The sequence below is a fragment of the Cryobacterium sp. TMS1-20-1 genome (genome assembly GCF_004402355.1).
GTDB classification, from domain to species: domain Bacteria; phylum Actinomycetota; class Actinomycetes; order Actinomycetales; family Microbacteriaceae; genus Cryobacterium; species Cryobacterium levicorallinum.
Map to the genome: position 1 here is coordinate 89,374 of NZ_SOGF01000026.1, position 16,341 is coordinate 105,714.

18 protein-coding genes are annotated in these 16,341 nt (G+C 64.6%); 5 read left to right on the forward strand and 13 right to left on the reverse strand.

The features are described 5' to 3' along the window. Nucleotide 1: 1 nt before the first annotated feature. From E3O45_RS06095 to E3O45_RS06115, 5 genes are all read left to right on the forward strand, one after another. The gene (locus E3O45_RS06095) at nt 2–817 is read left to right on the forward strand and encodes a carbohydrate ABC transporter permease (RefSeq protein ID WP_134442559.1); all 816 of its coding nucleotides are present in this window, start codon (nt 2–4) and stop codon (nt 815–817) included. After that, entirely contained in the window at nt 814–1,926 is a 1,113-nt protein-coding gene (locus E3O45_RS18365; protein ID WP_134442561.1) for a Xaa-Pro peptidase family protein, read from the forward strand. The genes E3O45_RS06095 and E3O45_RS18365 overlap by 4 nt, the downstream gene beginning before the upstream one ends. A 21-nt stretch (nt 1,927–1,947) precedes the next feature. Further along, nucleotides 1,948–3,381 carry an NAD-dependent succinate-semialdehyde dehydrogenase gene (locus E3O45_RS06105; protein WP_134442563.1) on the forward strand — a complete coding sequence of 478 codons (1,434 nt, stop codon included), beginning with the start codon at nt 1,948–1,950 and terminating at the stop codon, nt 3,379–3,381. Continuing rightward, nucleotides 3,382–4,122, forward strand: coding sequence for a sulfite exporter TauE/SafE family protein (locus tag E3O45_RS06110; RefSeq protein WP_134442564.1), 741 nt, complete (start codon nt 3,382–3,384; stop codon nt 4,120–4,122). A 114-nt stretch (nt 4,123–4,236) separates the two neighbouring features. Then, nucleotides 4,237–4,449, forward strand: coding sequence for a hypothetical protein (locus tag E3O45_RS06115; protein ID WP_134442566.1), 213 nt, complete (start codon nt 4,237–4,239; stop codon nt 4,447–4,449). A 42-nt stretch (nt 4,450–4,491) separates the two neighbouring features. On the opposite strand, the gene E3O45_RS06120 is transcribed toward E3O45_RS06115, so the two are convergent. The 13 genes from E3O45_RS06120 to E3O45_RS06180 all read right to left on the reverse strand — a co-directional run bounded on the left by E3O45_RS06120 (nt 4,492) and on the right by E3O45_RS06180 (nt 16,323). Beyond that, nucleotides 4,492–5,418, reverse strand: a complete 927-nt coding sequence (locus E3O45_RS06120; protein WP_134442568.1) for a hypothetical protein — start codon at nt 5,416–5,418, stop codon at nt 4,492–4,494. Between the two features lie 9 nt (nt 5,419–5,427). Next, nucleotides 5,428–5,721 (reverse strand): hypothetical protein, encoded by a 294-nt coding sequence (locus E3O45_RS06125; protein ID WP_134442570.1) that lies wholly within the window; start codon nt 5,719–5,721, stop codon nt 5,428–5,430. Between the two features lie 8 nt (nt 5,722–5,729). Next, entirely contained in the window at nt 5,730–5,996 is a 267-nt protein-coding gene (locus tag E3O45_RS06130) for a hypothetical protein (protein WP_134442572.1), read from the reverse strand. Nucleotides 5,997–6,311: 315 nt separating this feature from the next. Next, nucleotides 6,312–6,896, reverse strand: coding sequence for a hypothetical protein (locus E3O45_RS06135; protein WP_134442574.1), 585 nt, complete (start codon nt 6,894–6,896; stop codon nt 6,312–6,314). Beyond that, a complete protein-coding gene (locus tag E3O45_RS06140; RefSeq protein ID WP_134442576.1) occupies nt 6,896–7,471 on the reverse strand; it encodes a helix-turn-helix domain-containing protein in 576 nt (191 codons plus the stop codon). The genes E3O45_RS06135 and E3O45_RS06140 overlap by 1 nt, the downstream gene beginning before the upstream one ends. Before the next feature lie 61 nt (nt 7,472–7,532). After that, nucleotides 7,533–7,910, reverse strand: coding sequence for a sulfate permease (locus tag E3O45_RS06145; RefSeq protein WP_174843058.1), 378 nt, complete (start codon nt 7,908–7,910; stop codon nt 7,533–7,535). A 446-nt stretch (nt 7,911–8,356) separates the two neighbouring features. Beyond that, on the reverse strand, nt 8,357–9,874 hold the full coding sequence (locus E3O45_RS06150; protein ID WP_174843059.1) for an NAD-dependent succinate-semialdehyde dehydrogenase: 1,518 nt from the start codon (nt 9,872–9,874) through the stop codon (nt 8,357–8,359). Beyond that, nucleotides 9,871–11,094 carry an iron-containing alcohol dehydrogenase family protein gene (locus tag E3O45_RS06155; protein WP_241985243.1) on the reverse strand — a complete coding sequence of 408 codons (1,224 nt, stop codon included), beginning with the start codon at nt 11,092–11,094 and terminating at the stop codon, nt 9,871–9,873. Before E3O45_RS06155 ends, E3O45_RS06150 begins: the two co-directional genes overlap by 4 nt. Continuing rightward, complete coding sequence (locus E3O45_RS06160; protein ID WP_134442578.1) at nt 11,091–12,164, reverse strand: NAD(P)-dependent oxidoreductase; 1,074 nt, start codon at nt 12,162–12,164, stop codon at nt 11,091–11,093. The genes E3O45_RS06155 and E3O45_RS06160 overlap by 4 nt, the downstream gene beginning before the upstream one ends. 34 nt (nt 12,165–12,198) lie before the next feature. Further along, entirely contained in the window at nt 12,199–13,740 is a 1,542-nt protein-coding gene (locus E3O45_RS06165) for an aldehyde dehydrogenase (protein ID WP_134442579.1), read from the reverse strand. Beyond that, nucleotides 13,737–14,840 carry a mandelate racemase/muconate lactonizing enzyme family protein gene (locus E3O45_RS06170; RefSeq protein WP_134442580.1) on the reverse strand — a complete coding sequence of 368 codons (1,104 nt, stop codon included), beginning with the start codon at nt 14,838–14,840 and terminating at the stop codon, nt 13,737–13,739. The genes E3O45_RS06165 and E3O45_RS06170 overlap by 4 nt, the downstream gene beginning before the upstream one ends. Beyond that, nucleotides 14,837–15,385 carry a formaldehyde-activating enzyme gene (gene fae / locus E3O45_RS06175; RefSeq protein WP_134442582.1) on the reverse strand — a complete coding sequence of 183 codons (549 nt, stop codon included), beginning with the start codon at nt 15,383–15,385 and terminating at the stop codon, nt 14,837–14,839. The genes E3O45_RS06170 and fae overlap by 4 nt, the downstream gene beginning before the upstream one ends. Then, nucleotides 15,385–16,323 (reverse strand): glycine betaine ABC transporter substrate-binding protein, encoded by a 939-nt coding sequence (locus E3O45_RS06180; protein ID WP_134442584.1) that lies wholly within the window; start codon nt 16,321–16,323, stop codon nt 15,385–15,387. Before E3O45_RS06180 ends, fae begins: the two co-directional genes overlap by 1 nt. Nucleotides 16,324–16,341 lie beyond the last annotated feature (18 nt).

Below are 16,341 nucleotides of genomic sequence, written 5' to 3' on the forward strand. Positions count from 1 at the left end.
CGTGGTTCATTCACTCGCCCGCCGTGGAATCTTGTTGATCTACGCGGTCATTATTATTGTCCCTCTCACGATCGTGATCTTCGGAAGTTTCAAAACCACAGGCGAGCTTTTCAGCAGTCCGTTCGGCCTACCGGGGTCCTTCGCGCCCGACAATTACACCGAAGTCCTCGGCGCCCAGAACCTCGATGTTCCGTTTATGAACAGCGCCATCGTGACCGTATTCTCCGTTGTCATCACGCTTTTCCTCGGCAGCCTCGCCGCCTACGGCGTGGCCCGTATCCCGGGCTGGCCCGGCTGGCTCATCTTCGGATTTCTCGTGCTCGGCATGGCCGTGCCGGCCCAAACCAGCATGATTCCGCTGTACGTCCTGTTTGAACGTATGGGACTGCTCGACACGCTCCTTGGATTGGTGATTGCCAACGTGGTCGCCACAATGCCCATCGCAGTCTTCATACTCGGGGGCTTCATGCGTACCTTGCCCCGTGAACTCTACGAGGCTTCATCGCTCGACGGCTCGGGCCACTGGCGCACCTATCGTTCGATTGTCATGCCGTTGTCGACTCCGTCGCTCGCCGCAACCGGGATCTTCCTGTTTGTCATCCACTGGAACGAGCTCTTGTGGCCGCTGCTGTTCATTCAGTCTCCCGAGAAGAGGACGCTGCCGCTCGCGCTGCTGAGCTTCCAGGGCGAGTTCCAGACAAATTACCCACTGCTGTTCTCCGGTGTCGTTCTGGCCTCTCTTCCTGTTGTGATCGCCTACGTGTTCCTGCAGCGCTACTTTGTGGCCGGTATTACTGCAGGGGCGAGTAAGGGATGAGCGCCCGCATAACCGCCCTACCCCGCGCCGCGTGGCATGAGCAGCTCTCGGGGTTGCACACACTGGCACATACGCTGGGCGTTGACACGGTCGTGCTCAGCAACCCCCTGAACCTTTCCTGGTTCACTGGGGCGCGATGGCATGTTCCCCAAACGCTCTCACCCGCGTGCTTCGACGTGGTTGTCTCAGGTCTGGGCTCGCAATCCTCCCCCTCGGTTCGAATCGTCACTAACTCGATCGAAGCGCCCAGGCTCCGAGACACGGAATTCATCTATCGAGACGTGGCCTTCGAAACCGTTCCGTGGGACCAAGACCGAAGCAAGTTACTCCCTCAAGGCGCCAACATCGCGTCTGACGGCGCTAGTCCAGGGCGACTCGACGCCAGCGCCGAAATCACCACGCTGAGACGCGTCCTCACGACCGAACAGGCTTCACTGCTTCGCGAACTCAGCCTCGACACAGCGCGCATCACCGGTGCGGTCGCTGCCACAGCCCGTCCGGGCGAAACCGAACAGCACGTTGCCGGCCGATTGATCGCCGCCTTGCTCGACGAAAGTATCGAATGCGTAGCCATATTTGTCGGTAGTGACGAGCGAATTGGTGAGCACCGACATCCGTTGGCGACTGCCAAGGTAATCCAGGACCAAATGATGGTGGCCTGTTGCGGTCGCCGATTCGGCCTCGTAGCCAGCGTGACCCGCATGGTCGCATTTTCACCCCTTGGCCAGCATGCAGAGACCTACCGCAACCTTCTCGAGGTGGAGCGGCGATTCCTCGACGCTAGTGTTCCGGGAGCAGACCTCGCGGAAGTCTTCGCTGCAGGGATCGCCGGCTATGCCGACTGTGGTTTCGGCCGGGACGAGTGGCGACGCCACCATCAAGGAGGGATCACTGGTTTTAATCCGCGTGAGCTCATAGCCAACTCGCGCAGTGAACTCACTCTGCGAAGCGGTATGGCCTTGGGATGGAATCCATCCGCAGCGGGTTTCAAAGTCGAGGATACGACTCTCGTCTCCCCCCTGGGTGCTGAGCCTCTCGGCATAGACCCGGCGTGGCCCTCCATCCTCACAGGCGGCCGGATTCGCCCCGCTGTCCTCGAAATGCCTTGAATACCAACCAAAGGATCGAACATGATTGAAGCCGAACAGCTCATCAACGGCGTGTGGGATTCCGTCGCTCAGACAAAGGCCGTGACAAATCCGGCCGACGGGTCCGTCGTAGGTCACGTCGCTTGGGGCTCAGCCGGCGATGCGACACGAGCGGCGGATTCGGCGGCAGGTGCATTTGACACTTGGTCTCAAACCACGGGGCGGATGCGGGCCGACTTACTGCATACTGCGGCCGACCTTCTCATGGAGCGTCGAGTTGAAATAGCCATCCTGCTTGCCCGAGAAGCAGGCAAGCGGCTACCCGAGGCTCAGGGCGAAGTCGACTTCTCGGTCGAGTACTTTCGATGGTTCGCCGAGGAAGCACGGCGCCCGGCCGGCACTCTAATCTCTCCCGAATCACCTGGCCGCCGCCATTTCTCTTCCCAGCACCCGCTCGGCGTGGCCGTGAGCCTGACGCCGTGGAATTTTCCCGTTTCCATCCAATCGCGCAAAATCGCGGCGATGCTCGCGGCCGGGTGCACGGTCGTCGGCCGCGTGGCCGAGAAAGCCCCGCTCGCCGCGACGGCGCTGTTCCAGGTGCTGCACGACGCAGGGTTCCCGGCCGGTGTTGTCAACATCGTTCACGGGCCGTCACGTGAGCTGACCGGCGCTCTTCTTGAGCACCCGGCCGTACGCGCGGTCAGCTTCACTGGGTCTACGCGAGTGGGCAGCCAGATCATGGCACTGGCTTCTCGCCGCATTGTTCGCCCACTACTAGAACTCGGGGGCAACGCCCCCTTCATCGTCTGCGCCGACGCTGACCTCGACGACGCAATCGAAGGTGCGCTCCTGGGGCGCCTCCGAAACACGGGTCAGTCCTGTGTGGCCGCCAACAGGTTCCTGGTGCATGAATCGGTCATCGACGAGTTCGGCAGCCGACTTGCCGCGCGGTTTGACGCCCTCAGCATCGGCCCGGGCGTACCCGTCGACGGAGATCCGGTACCCGATCTCGGTCCCCTGATCGATCAGGAACGGGTCGACGCCGTGCGCACCATGATTGACGACGCGGTTGATCGGGGCGGCCGGCTCTTGACGACCCGAACTGAGGTTCCTGCGGGTGGTACGTTCCTAGCTCCAGCGCTCGTGCGCGACGCCCCCGCAGACTCCGCCCTCGCCTGTGAGGAGGTTTTCGGACCCGCCGCTGCCATCACCACATTTGTCGATGATGAGCAGGCTCTTAGGCAGGCGAATTCCACGGAGATGGGCCTTGCTGCCTACGTCTGGACGACGGACGCCGCACGGGCGTGGACATACTCGGATCGGCTTGAAGCCGGCATCGTGGGCATCAACGATCCGCTTCCCTCCGTGGCCTTCGCGCCCATGGGTGGCATTAAACAATCCGGTCTCGGCCGCGAGGGTGCGAGTGCCGGCATGCAGGAATTCCAGGAGACGCGGTACGTGGCCTGGAAGGCCTAAATGTGGTCGACCGTTCTTGTAATCCTCGCGGTGTTGGTCGGCTCGAGCATGCAGCGCGTTACCGGGATGGGGTTCGCCTTGGTGGCGGCCCCCTTCCTGGTTCTCCTCTTGGGCCCTATTGACGGAGTCATCCTTGTCAACGGATGCGGCGCGCTTACCGCCGCCATTATTCTCGGCCGCGTGGTGCGGTACGTTGATTGGCGGCGGGCCGGATGGCTCGCCGCGTTTGCACTCGTCGGCATTATTCCCGGCGCACTCGTCTTGCGTCACGTCCCCGGCGCATTGCTGGAAATTTCCATCGGCATTCTCCTCGCTGCCGGACTAACCGTTTCGGTGAATCTAGGGCGCGTCGACATTCACGACGGGTTCCGCCTGCGTGCCGTGACGGGTGCTGCGAGTGGATTCATGAATGCCACAGCCGGAATTGGCGGTCCAGCCGTCAGTATCTACGCTCTCGCCACCAACTGGCCGCACCGATCCTTTGTGGCTACCGTGCAGCCCTACTTCCTTATCGTTGGCCTCGCATCGCTCGGAGCCAAGTTCGCATCCGGCTCGACGATTCCTGCCTTACCCGGCTGGGTCTGGATCCTGGTCGCAGTCGCCCTCGTTGCCGGACTCTTCCTCGGCGAGGTCCTCGTCACCATCGTGAAACCGCACGTCGCGCGGCGGTTGCTCGTGGTCGTGGCCTACGTCGGAGCAGGCGCGACGATTACGCGCGGGATCGCACAGCTCATGGGATGAGGTCAATCGCTCACCGCCATGCATTCATGTCCATCCCGGGCCGCGCCCTTTTGCTCACAAGGGAACACCCATCCGCGTGTAAATCAAAAATCAAGGCATAACAGAGGAAACACCATGAATGCTTATGTCACGCAGTCGGCTGCCGAGCGAAAAAATGAAACGGGCACATACATCAGCCTGGCCTCATCCACAGAACTCGAGCCGGGCGGGTACGTCAGTCGCGTGGGTAACTGCTCCATCATCGGCCAGTACATCGATTGCGACGCCCGCGGTCTATCGGAGGAGCAAGAAGTAAGCCAAGTCGAACACATGGCATGGTCTCGATGAACGCTTTACAACTGACATGACGTGGAGCAAGCCACCGGCGCCCTATTCGATGGGCCGTCGGTGGATCCGATCTTCGACCGTCTCCGGACGCGCCAAGACAGCCGTCACGATATGAAGACTCGCGACGCGGGCAGCCTTCCGAGCATTCGCGATCGTAAGGTGGCTCGTGGGTACTCGCTCGACGACTCCCTGCATCGCGAGCTGGACAATCAGTGACTCCACTGCTGCACGCGGCCTTCCTTTACTCGCCCTCGCCTGGTTCTCCATCGCCGCTTCGACGCCATACCGCGCACTATTGCGGTGCACCTGCACCACGACCGTCCTTACGAGTCGTTCAAACTGCTGCCGCCGCTCTTCCCGCAAAACTTCGGCCTTCGTACTGCGCACAGCCGCGGCGACGTCGCGGCCGGTCAGCAGATCGACCCGGCGCATCCGCTCTGCAACGACCTCAACGGCCCGGGCATACACGATGTCCTCCGCCGACACTGGTGGGAGCCCCATGCGCACCCTTGACGATACGTACGCCACGGTAAACTCCCGCATGCGGGCGCCGTTCTTGAGCATGTGCTCGGTCAGCGACTCGGCGAACACCGTGAACTGCCGCAGGTGCTCGGGCCGCGTTGGGTCATTGAAATAGGCGTCGGCTTCGCGCTCGTTGGCCCGACGCTCGGCCGCAGTCGCCACGTTAATGCGCTTCGGCGGGAGACCGGCCCGACTCAGGCTGCGCTTCAGTCGTCGCGCCGCAGCGTTCGCCTCCAGCTCGGACTGGTAAAGCTCGGGATCGCTGCGCCGGTTGCGCTGCAACTCAGCCCGGCGTTCCTTGTTGCGCTCAGCCCACACACGCGTGATCGGCTTCGTCCGCTCCGGGTCCGCATCCCGCCTGGCCGCGGCCCGGGCGCTCACCTCGTCGCGGTGGGCCTCGTAGTAGCGGTTGTAGTACTCGCGCACCGTCTCGCGATTCTCCGCCACCCACCGCTGCTAATACGCCCGCCGGCGCTCCGGATGCTCCATCCGCCACCGCTTCGCTCGCTCTCTCCCCCGCGCCCGCACCTCCGCCTCCCGATACCGGCGAGCCGCGGCCCGACGCATCGAGTCCCGATTCAGCTCCCGAGCCCGGTCGAGGTGTTCCGAGCGCCAGAGGCGATTCAGCTCGCGAATCCGGTCGCGATTCGCCGCCACATACTCACGCCGCTTCTCCGAAGCATCATCGCCAGACGGAGGCTCGCCCAGCGTCTTCGGCGCTCCGGCGGCTTCCTCAGATGGGTCGTTCATGATCGGCGTTACTCGGCAGGCGGCGGAGCCAGCTCGATGGCCAGAGCAAGGAGTCCAGAGCGATGTGCCGTCGGATTCGTGATCACACGCCCGATCGCGACCCGGAGCCGTTCGGCGTCCTCGTCCGCGATCCCGGCGATGGGCTCCAGGCAGTACGCAATGTCGTTCTGCAAGTTGGGCACGTCATCGTCGACAGCGACCTCCGGATAGTAGAACAGCGCCGCCAGCGCCGTACGGGTGAGCAGGTCGTCGAACTGCTCCTGCGGAATCGTCATTGTCGAACCTACTGTGGGCGGACCTGTGTGTGAGCCAATCTTGCCGCTATCAACAGGTACGCCGACCGTGACGTGCTGTCAGTGTCGACTTGTCGCGAGCACCGGCCAGTCAACGCTCCCCCGCTGTCAGCGAGTCGCGCTCGCGTCGTGCGACGGCGCTCGCCCGTTCTCGGACTGCTGGCTCCACGAGATTTTCAACGCGCCCACTCTTGCCATCGCTGACGAGAAAAACGTTTCATGCTAGGTCGGGCGGTGGGGCCAGATGAGAATGCAAAAACCTTCACGAGTGGTGGCCAATGAGTGTCGGCTCTCGCGTCAGATTTCGACCGGACCAGGAGACGGGGGAACCGGTGTTGGTTCGCCGCTGAGGATTGCCGTCACGATCATCTCTGCCCGTGGCACGAGAAGGTCGCCCGGATAGAACTCCTCGTAGAACTGCTCCGCGCGCTCGAGCGTGGAGATATTACACAGAGCGAGCAGGAGGCGGATGTCGCGGGTATCGCGCCCGGGCCGGTTTGCTCGGAGTTTCATGGCCAGCATCGCCTCTTTTGATGCCACCTCAATGACGATGCCGCCCTGATCGTAAATCGTCTCCCATTCGACGGCGCGGCCGAGAGTGGGGATGGCGTCGGCGTTCGTGACCTCGAAGTTCAGCCAGTGCGCATCCCACCCGTGCCGCCAGGCGACCCGCCCCGCCGCGGCTGCGACGGACTCGTCCGAGCCGGGATGAACATGAAGGACATCTAAGTCCTGCGTGGTGCCCCGGTCGAAGTAGCGCAGGGCGAGTGCGGCTCCGCCGACGAGCCGAATCCCAGCCACCTCGCCCGCATCACGAAGTTCGGCAACAAGCTCACGCAGACCGATAATGATGTCGCCACGGTCGAGGGCAGTACCTGACATCAAACGCTCGCGAAGGTGTCGGCCCACGCCAGGATGCCACGTTCGGCGAATTCGTTGGGCACGTCACCGGGTTCGGGCGCGGGGTCGGCCGGGTCGACGCGGAAGACGACAGGTTTGGCCAGTGTGCGATCGGGGTTGTTCACCCATCCAGGGAGCGGGACCTGTTCCTCATTGAGCCGCCACGCCACGAGAGCCGCGATGGCGGCATCCCATACGGGATCTCCGGTCGGTTCGGGCTCCGTCAGCCCAAGAATTCCTCGAACGAGTCCGTGTTCGGCGGTGAGGTTATCGTTGAGCTGGATGAGCGCCCGGAGCGCCCGGTCGGCGTCGTCGACCCGAAGGTATTCACGAATGGCTTCTGCCGCGCTGGCCGCGTCGTCTCGACGTGTGGGAGCGGCATAGAGGCGGTGCCCGGCGCCGGCGAGCAGCCGATCAACGGTGCTGTATGCCGCGTCTCGTCCGCGCTCGTGATGGGAGACGCTGGCCTGATCGATGCCAGTGAGCTCTGCCAGCTTCGCCTGCGTGAGATGTTTGCTCCGACGAGCGGCCCGCACGAGAGTGGATGAAACGGCCATGAGAACCTCACCTCCAAATATGACTGCTAAATCATATTCTAGGGCAAGTCAGGCCTGGTTGTCAGCCTGCGAGCATCCGCTCACCGAGAGGCTCAACGCCCTCGGCGAGCAGCGTCCTGGTCGTGCGACGGCGTGCCCCTGCTTCGCGAACGCGTACCGCGATCAACTTCAGCAGGCTGATCGGCCCGATCAAAAGAAGCTTCAAGGTATCCCAAAGACACAAAATCACGAGCAGGTTCAGCCAACCGGAACCACCGTCATCTACCTGAGCTCGGCAATAGATTGCAGCGAACGCATACGGGAACGCTAGCAGCATCGCAGGCACGCCCCACTTCAGCCCACGCCGCGTATTGATGGCGTCGATCACGATGGCGGTCGGCATGAACCGGCGCAGGAAGAAGTAACTGCGGGCGGTGGCGGCCAGAATGAGTTCGAACATGGCGCGGCCTTTCAGATGTTCGGCAACAAGAACCTGAAGGACTGAAAGTCATTCCATCGCAACGAGCGACAGCGCGTTATAGAGGTTGCCGACCATCACTGTAGAACCGGATACTTATGGAGGAAAGCCCCCAGACACGGATCGCCCGCCCTCAGCACCGACACTCATCAGTCGGGCTGCGTGGCCGCCGTGCGGCCCCAGGCGGCCTGCTCGCCCGCGATCGTCTGCTGCCGCCAGCCCGCATATGCCAAGGCAGAATTTGCGTGCCGTCTCCTGCCCCACCGGGCCTCGGGCGGGCAACATTAGGCTGGTCTCGGCTTTTCACCCACATTTCGGACGCCGATGGTGACAGGCGTTCCTTCCGCGTGTGTTCGCTCGGTCGCGGACGGCTGTAAGGGTTCAGACGTGCCTGATGGGCGCATCGAAGCCCTCGATGCGCCCAAGGTCTAGTTTGCGGCTCCAAACGGGTCAGCGATACCCACATAGCGTGTTTCCAGGTATTCTTCGATGCCCTCGAAACCACCCTCCCTGCCCAGCCCCGACTGCTTGACTCCACCAAAGGGTGCGGCCGGATTCGAGACAATGCCCGTATTCACACCGAGCATGCCTACCTCCAGCTCTTCCGACAATCGCAGGGCCCGATTGAGATCGAGAGTGAAGACGTACCCGACCAGACCGAACTCGGTGTCGTTGGCCAACGCGATCGCCTCCGCTTCGGTCTTGAAGGTGATGATCGGCGCGACGGGACCGAAGACCTCTTCGCGCATGATGCGTGCGGAGGCGGGGACATCCGTCAGCACGGTCGCCTCGTAGAAATACCCGGGGCCGTCGATGTAAGCGCCGCCCAGTGCGAGAGCCGCCCCCTCGCTTTGGGCGTCGGTCACGAGCTCGTGCACCTTGGCACGGGTGGCCTCGTCGACGAGCGGTCCGAGCAGCGTGGCGGGCTCGGTGCCGCGGCCGACGGTGTGGGCGCGCATCCGCTCTACCAAGCGTTGTGTGAACTCCCCCGCGATGGATTCCTGCACCAGTAGGCGGTTCGCCGCGGTACAAGCCTCACCGCCATTACGCAGTTTCGCAACCATCGCGCCGTCGACGGCGGCATCGAGATCAGCATCCTCGAAGACAATGAACGGAGCGTTACCGCCAAGCTCCATGGACACCCGCAGCACCTGGTCAGCTGCAGCTTTCAACAGGTTGATCCCCACCGGGGTAGATCCGGTGAACGACAGTTTGCGCAGCCGGGCGTCCGTGATCAGCGGCCCAGTTACGGCACCGGCGCTCGTGGTCTGCACCACGTTGAGCACCCCGGACGGCAGCCCGCACTCCTGCAGCACCTGGGCAAAGAGCAGCGCGCTAAGAGGCGTGAGCGCGGCGGGTTTCAGCACCATCGTGCAGCCCGCCGCAATCGCCGGGGCGATCTTGCGCGTGGCCATGGCCAGCGGAAAATTCCATGGCGTGATGAACAGGCACGGCCCGACCGCGCGCCTGGTCACCATCAGGCGGCTTCGACCGTCGGGCGCGACCGCGAACCGGCCCGAAATGCGGGCAGTCTCCTCCGAGAACCAGCGCAGAAATTCGGCGCCGTAGCTCACCTCACCGCGGGCCTCAGCGAGCGGCTTGCCCATCTCGAGCGTCATCAGCAGGGCAAAGTCGTCGGCCCGAGCGGTTACCGCTTCGAATGCAGCGCGCAATATCTCGGCGCGCACACGCGGCGCAGTCTTTGCCCACCCCTTCTGGGCAGCGGATGCCGCCGCCAGCGCCGCGAGGCCGTCTTGCGGCGTCGCATCCGCTACCTGAACCAGAACGTCACCGGTCGAGGGGTCGCAAACGTCGAAGGTGCCTCCATCACTCGCAGCTCGCCACTCCCCGCCGATGAACAGGCCGGTGGGCAGGCTCGCGAGGAGCGCCAGTTCGTCGGCGCGGGTTACACCGGCGCGTTGCGGGGTTTCGGTCGTGGTGGTCACAGGGATTCCTTCAGAATGCGCACCACGTCATCGACGGTGGGCTGGATGGGATTGTTAACGGTGACACTGTCGGCGAGGGTGTCGGCGGCGAGCGATGCCAGATCACCGTCGGTGACTCCGAATTTCGAGAGCGGGCCGGTCATGCCGACCCTCACGGCCAGCGCGGCGATGGCCTCGATGGCGCGCTGCGCGTTCTCGGCCTCGGACACGTCGGTGCGTCCGACGCCGAGCGCGAAAGCCACCCGAGCGATTCGGGCCGCGCGCGCGACGAGGTTGAAACGCAGCACACCCTCGATCACGATGCAGAGCGCGAGTCCGTGCGGAATATTGAACTGTCCGCCAAGCGGATGCGCGATGCCGTGCACGAGTCCGAGCCCCGTGTGCGAGAAACCCACTCCGGCCACGTGGCTGGCGAGCAGCAGCTCCGCGCGGGCCTCGATGTCGGTTCCGTCGTCGACGGCGCGGGGCAGAAACTCGGCGACGGTGGCGATGACCTGTAGGGCGATGCCGTCGCTATACGGGTTGGCGCGCACGGACAGGTAGGACTCGAGCGCGTGGGTGAGGGCGTCCATGCCGGTGGCGGCGGTCGCGCCGGCCGGCAGGCCGACGGTGAGGTCGGGGTCGAGTACGGCCGCCCGGGCGAGCGCACTGTCGTGACCCACGTAGAACTTGCGGTGACTGGCGACATCGGTGATCACGCCGAAGGCGTTCACCTCGGCGCCGGTGCCCGCGGTGGTGGGCACCGCGACGATCGGCAGTGCCGGGTGGGCGAATGTGCTGGTGTAGTCGAGGCCGATGCCGCGCTGCGGGTTGCGGGCACCAAGGGCGATGCCCTTGGCGGCGTCCATCGACGATCCTCCGCCCACGGCGACGATTCCATCAGCTCCAGCGGATGCCGCGAGATCACTGCCTTCGTCGACGCACGTCGTCGTCGGGTTCGGGGTGACCCCGCCGTACACGGTGACGGTGAGCCCCGCTGATTCGAGGGCCTCCCGCACAGCTGCGACAACAGGGCTGGTGGCGAGAAACGGGTCTGTGACGACAAGCGCGTGCGTCACCCCGCTGGCCGCAGTGATACGGCCGACCTCGGTGACGGTGCCACGGCCGAAGTGCGCGATCGGCTTCGGGTCGAGCACGAGCGAGATGTCGCTCAGCGGCCGGGGCAGCGGGGCGAGTCCGGTCGCGGACATGGCTGCATCCGTCGGGCGGGTGGCGCTCATGCGGAGGCCAGATCGGCGTTGACGGATGACGCCACGGCCGATGCGGCAGCGGATGCCGCCACCGACGCGGCGACGGCGGCATTCGCGGACACTTCGGCAGCTTCCTCGGCCGCTGCGACGGCAGCGACTACGTCGGCGGGGCTCGACGGGGTGGAATCGTTCAGGCGCAGGTTGATTCCGCTGAGGTCTTCATAGAGTCGCACTGGGCTCATCTCCCCTGCGGAGTCACCGTATTGGGCGCGGGCACGGCGGTAGATCTGTTCCACGAGGCCGCTGAGTTCGGCGGGTACTCCCACTGAGCGGGCCAGGTCGATAGAGAGCCCGAGGTCTTTGCAGGCGAGGGCGATGGAGAAGCCCTCGTCGTAGTCGCCGTCGCCGAGGATTGACAGTACGTCGTGCTGCACGAAGTTGCTGTTGGCGGGGCTCGCGATGAGCGAGGCGCGCAGAACGCCGAGGTCGACTCCGGCTTTGACGCCGATGCTGAGCACCTCCGCCGTGGCGACAAGGTGCGAGAACCACAGCTGGTTGATCATGAGTTTCACGGCGTAGCCGGTTCCGGCGGCACCAACGTGCAAGATTCGCTCCGGATCTCCCATCGCCTTAAAGATCGGCAGCAACTCCTCGAAGTCGTCCGAGGAACCGCCAACAAAAATCTGCAACATGCCCGAGGCAGCACCGACCGACATTCCGCTGACCGGGGCGTCCAAGATACGCAGTCCGCGGTCCGCGTGGTCAAAGCGCACCCCGTTGGCCACGTCGGGAACGGAGGTTGACATGTCGATCCAGCAGCCGCCATCCGCTATGCCGGCGAGGATGCCGTTCTTGCCGTTGACGACGGTGTCGACGTGCCGCGGAGTGGGCAGCATCGTGATCACGACGTCGGACTGCGCGGCCACCTCCGCGGGGGTGTCAGCCCAGATGGCGCCGTTTTCGAGCAGCGCGGCAGCTGATTCACGACGAATGTCGTTCACGACCAGTGCGTAGCCCGCCTTTTGGAGGTTGTGGGTCATGCCGGAGCCCATGTTGCCGAGGCCAATGAAGCCGACTCGCGTCGACGGAGTAGCGGTCATAACAGTTCTCTCAATTCAATCTGTGGTGGTCGGGTTAGTCGGTGGGGAGGGTGGATTCACCCAGATTGATCCAGGTGGTTTTGAGCGCGGTGTAGGCGTCGAAGGCGTGCAGCGACCGGTCGCGCCCGCTGCCCGAGTTCTTGAAACCGCCGAACGGCGTGATGATGTCGGAGGCGTCGAAGGTGTTCACCCAAACGGTGCCGGCGCGCAGTTCGCGGGCGGCGGCGTGGGCGGTGGTAATGTTGCTGGTCCAGACGCTCGCGGCGAGCCCGTAGGGGCTGTCGTTGGCCACGCGCACGGCCTCGGCTGCGCCGCGCACCGTCGTAACTGCTAGCGCCGGGCCGAAAATCTCTTCCTGACCGATGCGACCGGTATTGTCGACGCCGTCGAAGACGGTGGGCTCCACGTAGTAGCCGTCGGTGAGTCCTTCGGGCCGCACCCTTCCGCCGCCGTGCACGTCGGCGCCCTCGGCGCGCGCGATGTCGGTGTAGCCGAGCACGCGTTCAAGCTGTTTCGCGCTCGCGATCGTGCCGATCTGTGTGGCCTCGTCAAGCGGATCCCCCAGCACAAGCGTGCGCCCCACCGCGACCACCCGATCGACGAGTTCGTCGTGCACACGTTCGTCCACGATGAGGCGGCTACCGCCGTGGCAAGTTTGCCCGGCGTTGTAGAAGATTCCCCACGCGACCGATTCGGCGCATGCGGCGAGGTTCTCAGTGTCGGCGAGCACGACCTGGGCCGACTTACCGCCGAGCTCGAGGGCCACCTGCTTGCCGTTCGATTCACCGGAGTAGGTGAGAAAACCACGTCCGACGGCAGGTGAGCCGGTGAAGGTGATCTTGTCCACAAGCGGATGCCGCCCGAGGGCCTGCCCGGCCACCGGACCGAGCCCGGGAACAACGTTGAAAACACCGGCGGGGATTCCCGCTTCGGCCGCGAGCTCGGCGAGTTTCAGCGCCGACAGGCTCGTCAGTTCGGCCGGTTTCAGTACGACCGAGTTGCCGGCTGCAAGCGCCGGCGCGATCTTCCACGCTGTGATGATGAGGGGGTAGTTCCACGGCACCACCGCGCCAACCACGCCGAGCGGTTCCCTCGTGATGAGGGCTAGAGCCGACTGGGGTGTGGGAGCTATTTCGTCGTAGATCTTGTCGATCGCCTCCGCGTACCAGCGCACTGTGCGGGCGGCCTGGGGCACATCGACCCGGCGGGCGTCCCCGATGGGATGCCCGGAATCGATGGATTCGAGCAGGGCGAGTTCGTCGAGGTTCTCGAGCATCAGATCACTGAGGCGGGTGAGCACCCGGGCCCGCTCGCGTCGGTCGGCTCGGCTCCAGACGCCGCGCTCGAAAGCGCTGGCCGCGGCGCGAACCGCGTCGTCGACATCCGCAACGCCTGCAGCACTGACCGTGCAGAGCAGGCGGCCGTCGCGCGGGGAGAAGCTGTCGAAGGTGGCGCCGTCGTGGGCGGGCCGAAACGCGCCGTCGATGAACAGCCGGGTCTCGGGTTTCAGTGCCGCGGCCCGGGAGACCCAGACCCCCTTGGAGATCGAATCGGCGGCGCCCAAGACTGTGGTCATACGGTGTACCTCTTTACTGCGTCCCGGTCGATCTGCGCGCCCAGCCCGGGCAGGGATGGCACGACCAGTTCGCCGGATGCGTTGATGTCGAGCGGGATCATAAAGAAGTCGCGGCGTGCGGGCGTCCAGCCGGGCGGGTCGTAAGGAAACTCCAGGTACGGCCCGGCATCTACTCCGGCGGCGACGTGCAGGTTGGCGAGCAGTCCCAGACCGTTGCTCCAGGTGTGCGGCGTGAACATGCGGTGCCGGAGGTTGGCAGATTCGGCAACCTGCCTCGCCCGGTACATGCCCACAGAGAGGGCGACGTCGGGCTGGTAGATGTCGTAGGCATCCGCTTCGATGAGGGCGTTCATCTCCCCCATGCTGCGCACCATTTCGCCCGCAGCGATCTGAATACCGGTTTCCGAACGGATGCGCCGGGCACCGACGACGTCGGCCTGCGGCAGCGGTTCCTCGAGCCAGAGCACACCGAGCTCCTGCAGCTCGGCGGCGATGCGACGTACCCGGGCCAGCGGCAGGGCTGCCTCGATATCGCCACTCATACGCCACATCTGGTTGAGGTCGACCATGATGTCGAAGTCGGGGCCAACCGCTTCGCGCGTGGCCCGCACTGCGGCGATGCCCTCGGTGATGCTGTCGCGGGCAATGCGAATCTTCATCGCCTTGAAGCCGCGTTCCCGGGCCGCGAGCGCCGATTCGGCTCGGGCGCCGGGCGGTTTCAGCTCGCCGCATGATGCATACGCGGTGAGTCGGTCCCGCGCCCCGCCAAAGAGCACGCTGACCGGTAACCCGGCGACCTGCCCGATGATGTCCCACAGCGCAGCTTCGAGCGGCCAATAGCGGCCGCCGTGAAAGTTGATCGTCTCGATGCGGCGCACCTGATTGAGGATCTGTAGTGGGTCGGTTCCGATGAAAAGGTCTTCGTAGGCTTCGAAACCGTCCATGGTGTCGCCGGAGCCGACGCCGATCAGTCCGGCATCCGTTTCGACCTGCACGAGGGTGGCGGGAAAGTCGCGCCGCGGAACGGGGTCCCAGGCCGCCGAGAATGGCGGATCGAGTGGCAGATTCAAGCGGACGAGACGGATAGCCGTGATCTTCATGTGGACGCTCCCGAGAGGGTTGGTGCCGGAGCCGCGGCGTTCGCGGGCGTGAAGAACGGGTTTGACGGGCTGTCGCGGGCTGCGATCACGGCGTCCGTGCTCGGCAGGCCGGCCGCACCGTTGACGAGCGCGGTGTGCACGGAGAGGCGGTTGTGGGCGTAGACGGCTTCGGCGTCGTCGGCGCCCGGGTTCACCCACACGGCGGCAATGATCACGTGGCTGTCGGCCTGTTGCCGCGAGATGGTGCCGTCAGCCAGGGCTTCGGCGACCCCGGCCGCGATGCCGGCCTGCGCCGGTCCCCAGATCAGCAGGCCGTGGGCATCCGTTGCCGGAGCGGCCTTGGTCACGAACAGGGTGAGCGGTTTGACCGGCAGGGAAGGGCGCAGCACGGTGACGAAGGGAACGTGCCCCGCGCTCGGGGTGGCAAGGGCGGTTGCCCAGGCCACCCCCGCCGGACCTTCGCGGGGACCGAAGACCGTGTTGACGTGGGCGGCGTTCACTCCTTCGCCGATGAAGCTCTCGCCGATCTGGAGGGCCTGCGTCATCAGATCAGGCCCTGTTCGGTCAGCCAGTCGTTGGCGATGTCTTCGGGGTCTTCGCCGTCAACGTCGGCCAGCGCGTTGAGCTTCTGCATTTCTTCGGTCGTGAGTTTGTCGCTCATCAGAGCCATGACCTCGGCGACGCCGGGGTATTCATCGAGGGTGCTCTGCTTGAGTGTGAACGCGCCCTGGTAGACCGGGAAGAACTCGAGGTCGTCTCCGAGCACCACCAGGTCGAGTGCGGTGATGCGGCCGTCGGTCTGGAACACCTCGCCGAAGTTGCAGTCGTCGCCCTTTTCGGTGGCCGTATAGATGACGCCGGTGTCGAGCAAAGCCACATTGGAGTCCGGCACGTCGAGGCCGTAGGCGGTCTTGAGCCCGGGCCATCCGTCGTCCCGGGTGGAGAATTCGCTCTCGATGCAGAACGTCTGCTCGTCGATGGGCAGATCGGCGATGTCGCTGAGGGTCTTCACTCCGAGTTCATCGGCCTTGTCGGCGCGAATCGCGAAAGCGTAGGTGTTGTTGAGGGGGGCCGGGTCAAGCCAAGCGATGCCGTTGGCCGCGTCGGCCTCCTTGGTCGCTTCGAACTGCGCTTCCTCGCCTTTAACCGGGGCGGTGTTGTTGTTGTAGGTGATCCAGGAGGTGCCGGTGTACTCCCAGTAGCCCATGAAGTCATCGCTTTCGAGGGCCGCGCGCACGTTGGCCGAACCGACGACCTGGGTGTTGGCATCCGTGTCCGCGCCGTGGGCGTTGAGCAGCGCGCTCGTGAGGTGGGCGAGGATGTACTGCTCCGAAAAGTCCTTAGCACCGACGGACCCGGTGAGGCCGGCGACTTCGTCACCCTTTCCGTCAGCTGCGACGCCGCCTCCGGAGGAGCAGCCGGCGAGCGCGAGGGCTCCAACGGCGGTTAGGGCGAGGAATGACAGGATGGTGGGTTTCTTCATGGTGACTCCTTGGTGTCG

Bases quoted from the DNA above. Each gene is read 5' to 3' on its own strand.
- E3O45_RS06110 (WP_134442564.1), top strand. From the start codon at position 3,382: ATGTGGTCGACCGTTCTTGTAATCCTCGCGGTGTTGGTCGGCTCGAGC.
- E3O45_RS06105 (WP_134442563.1), top strand. From the start codon at position 1,948: ATGATTGAAGCCGAACAGCTCATCAACGGCGTGTGGGATTCCGTCGCT.
- fae (WP_134442582.1), bottom strand. From the start codon at position 15,385: ATGACGCAGGCCCTCCAGATCGGCGAGAGCTTCATCGGCGAAGGAGTG.
- E3O45_RS06180 (WP_134442584.1), bottom strand. From the start codon at position 16,323: ATGAAGAAACCCACCATCCTGTCATTCCTCGCCCTAACCGCCGTTGGA.
- E3O45_RS18365 (WP_134442561.1), top strand. From the start codon at position 814: ATGAGCGCCCGCATAACCGCCCTACCCCGCGCCGCGTGGCATGAGCAG.
- E3O45_RS06125 (WP_134442570.1), bottom strand. From the start codon at position 5,721: ATGAACGACCCATCTGAGGAAGCCGCCGGAGCGCCGAAGACGCTGGGC.
- E3O45_RS06115 (WP_134442566.1), top strand. From the start codon at position 4,237: ATGAATGCTTATGTCACGCAGTCGGCTGCCGAGCGAAAAAATGAAACG.
- E3O45_RS06140 (WP_134442576.1), bottom strand. From the start codon at position 7,471: ATGGCCGTTTCATCCACTCTCGTGCGGGCCGCTCGTCGGAGCAAACAT.
- E3O45_RS06155 (WP_241985243.1), bottom strand. From the start codon at position 11,094: ATGAGCGCCACCCGCCCGACGGATGCAGCCATGTCCGCGACCGGACTC.
- E3O45_RS06170 (WP_134442580.1), bottom strand. From the start codon at position 14,840: ATGAAGATCACGGCTATCCGTCTCGTCCGCTTGAATCTGCCACTCGAT.
- E3O45_RS06135 (WP_134442574.1), bottom strand. From the start codon at position 6,896: ATGTCAGGTACTGCCCTCGACCGTGGCGACATCATTATCGGTCTGCGT.
- E3O45_RS06145 (WP_174843058.1), bottom strand. From the start codon at position 7,910: ATGTTCGAACTCATTCTGGCCGCCACCGCCCGCAGTTACTTCTTCCTG.
- E3O45_RS06165 (WP_134442579.1), bottom strand. From the start codon at position 13,740: ATGACCACAGTCTTGGGCGCCGCCGATTCGATCTCCAAGGGGGTCTGG.
- E3O45_RS06160 (WP_134442578.1), bottom strand. From the start codon at position 12,164: ATGACCGCTACTCCGTCGACGCGAGTCGGCTTCATTGGCCTCGGCAAC.
- E3O45_RS06130 (WP_134442572.1), bottom strand. From the start codon at position 5,996: ATGACGATTCCGCAGGAGCAGTTCGACGACCTGCTCACCCGTACGGCG.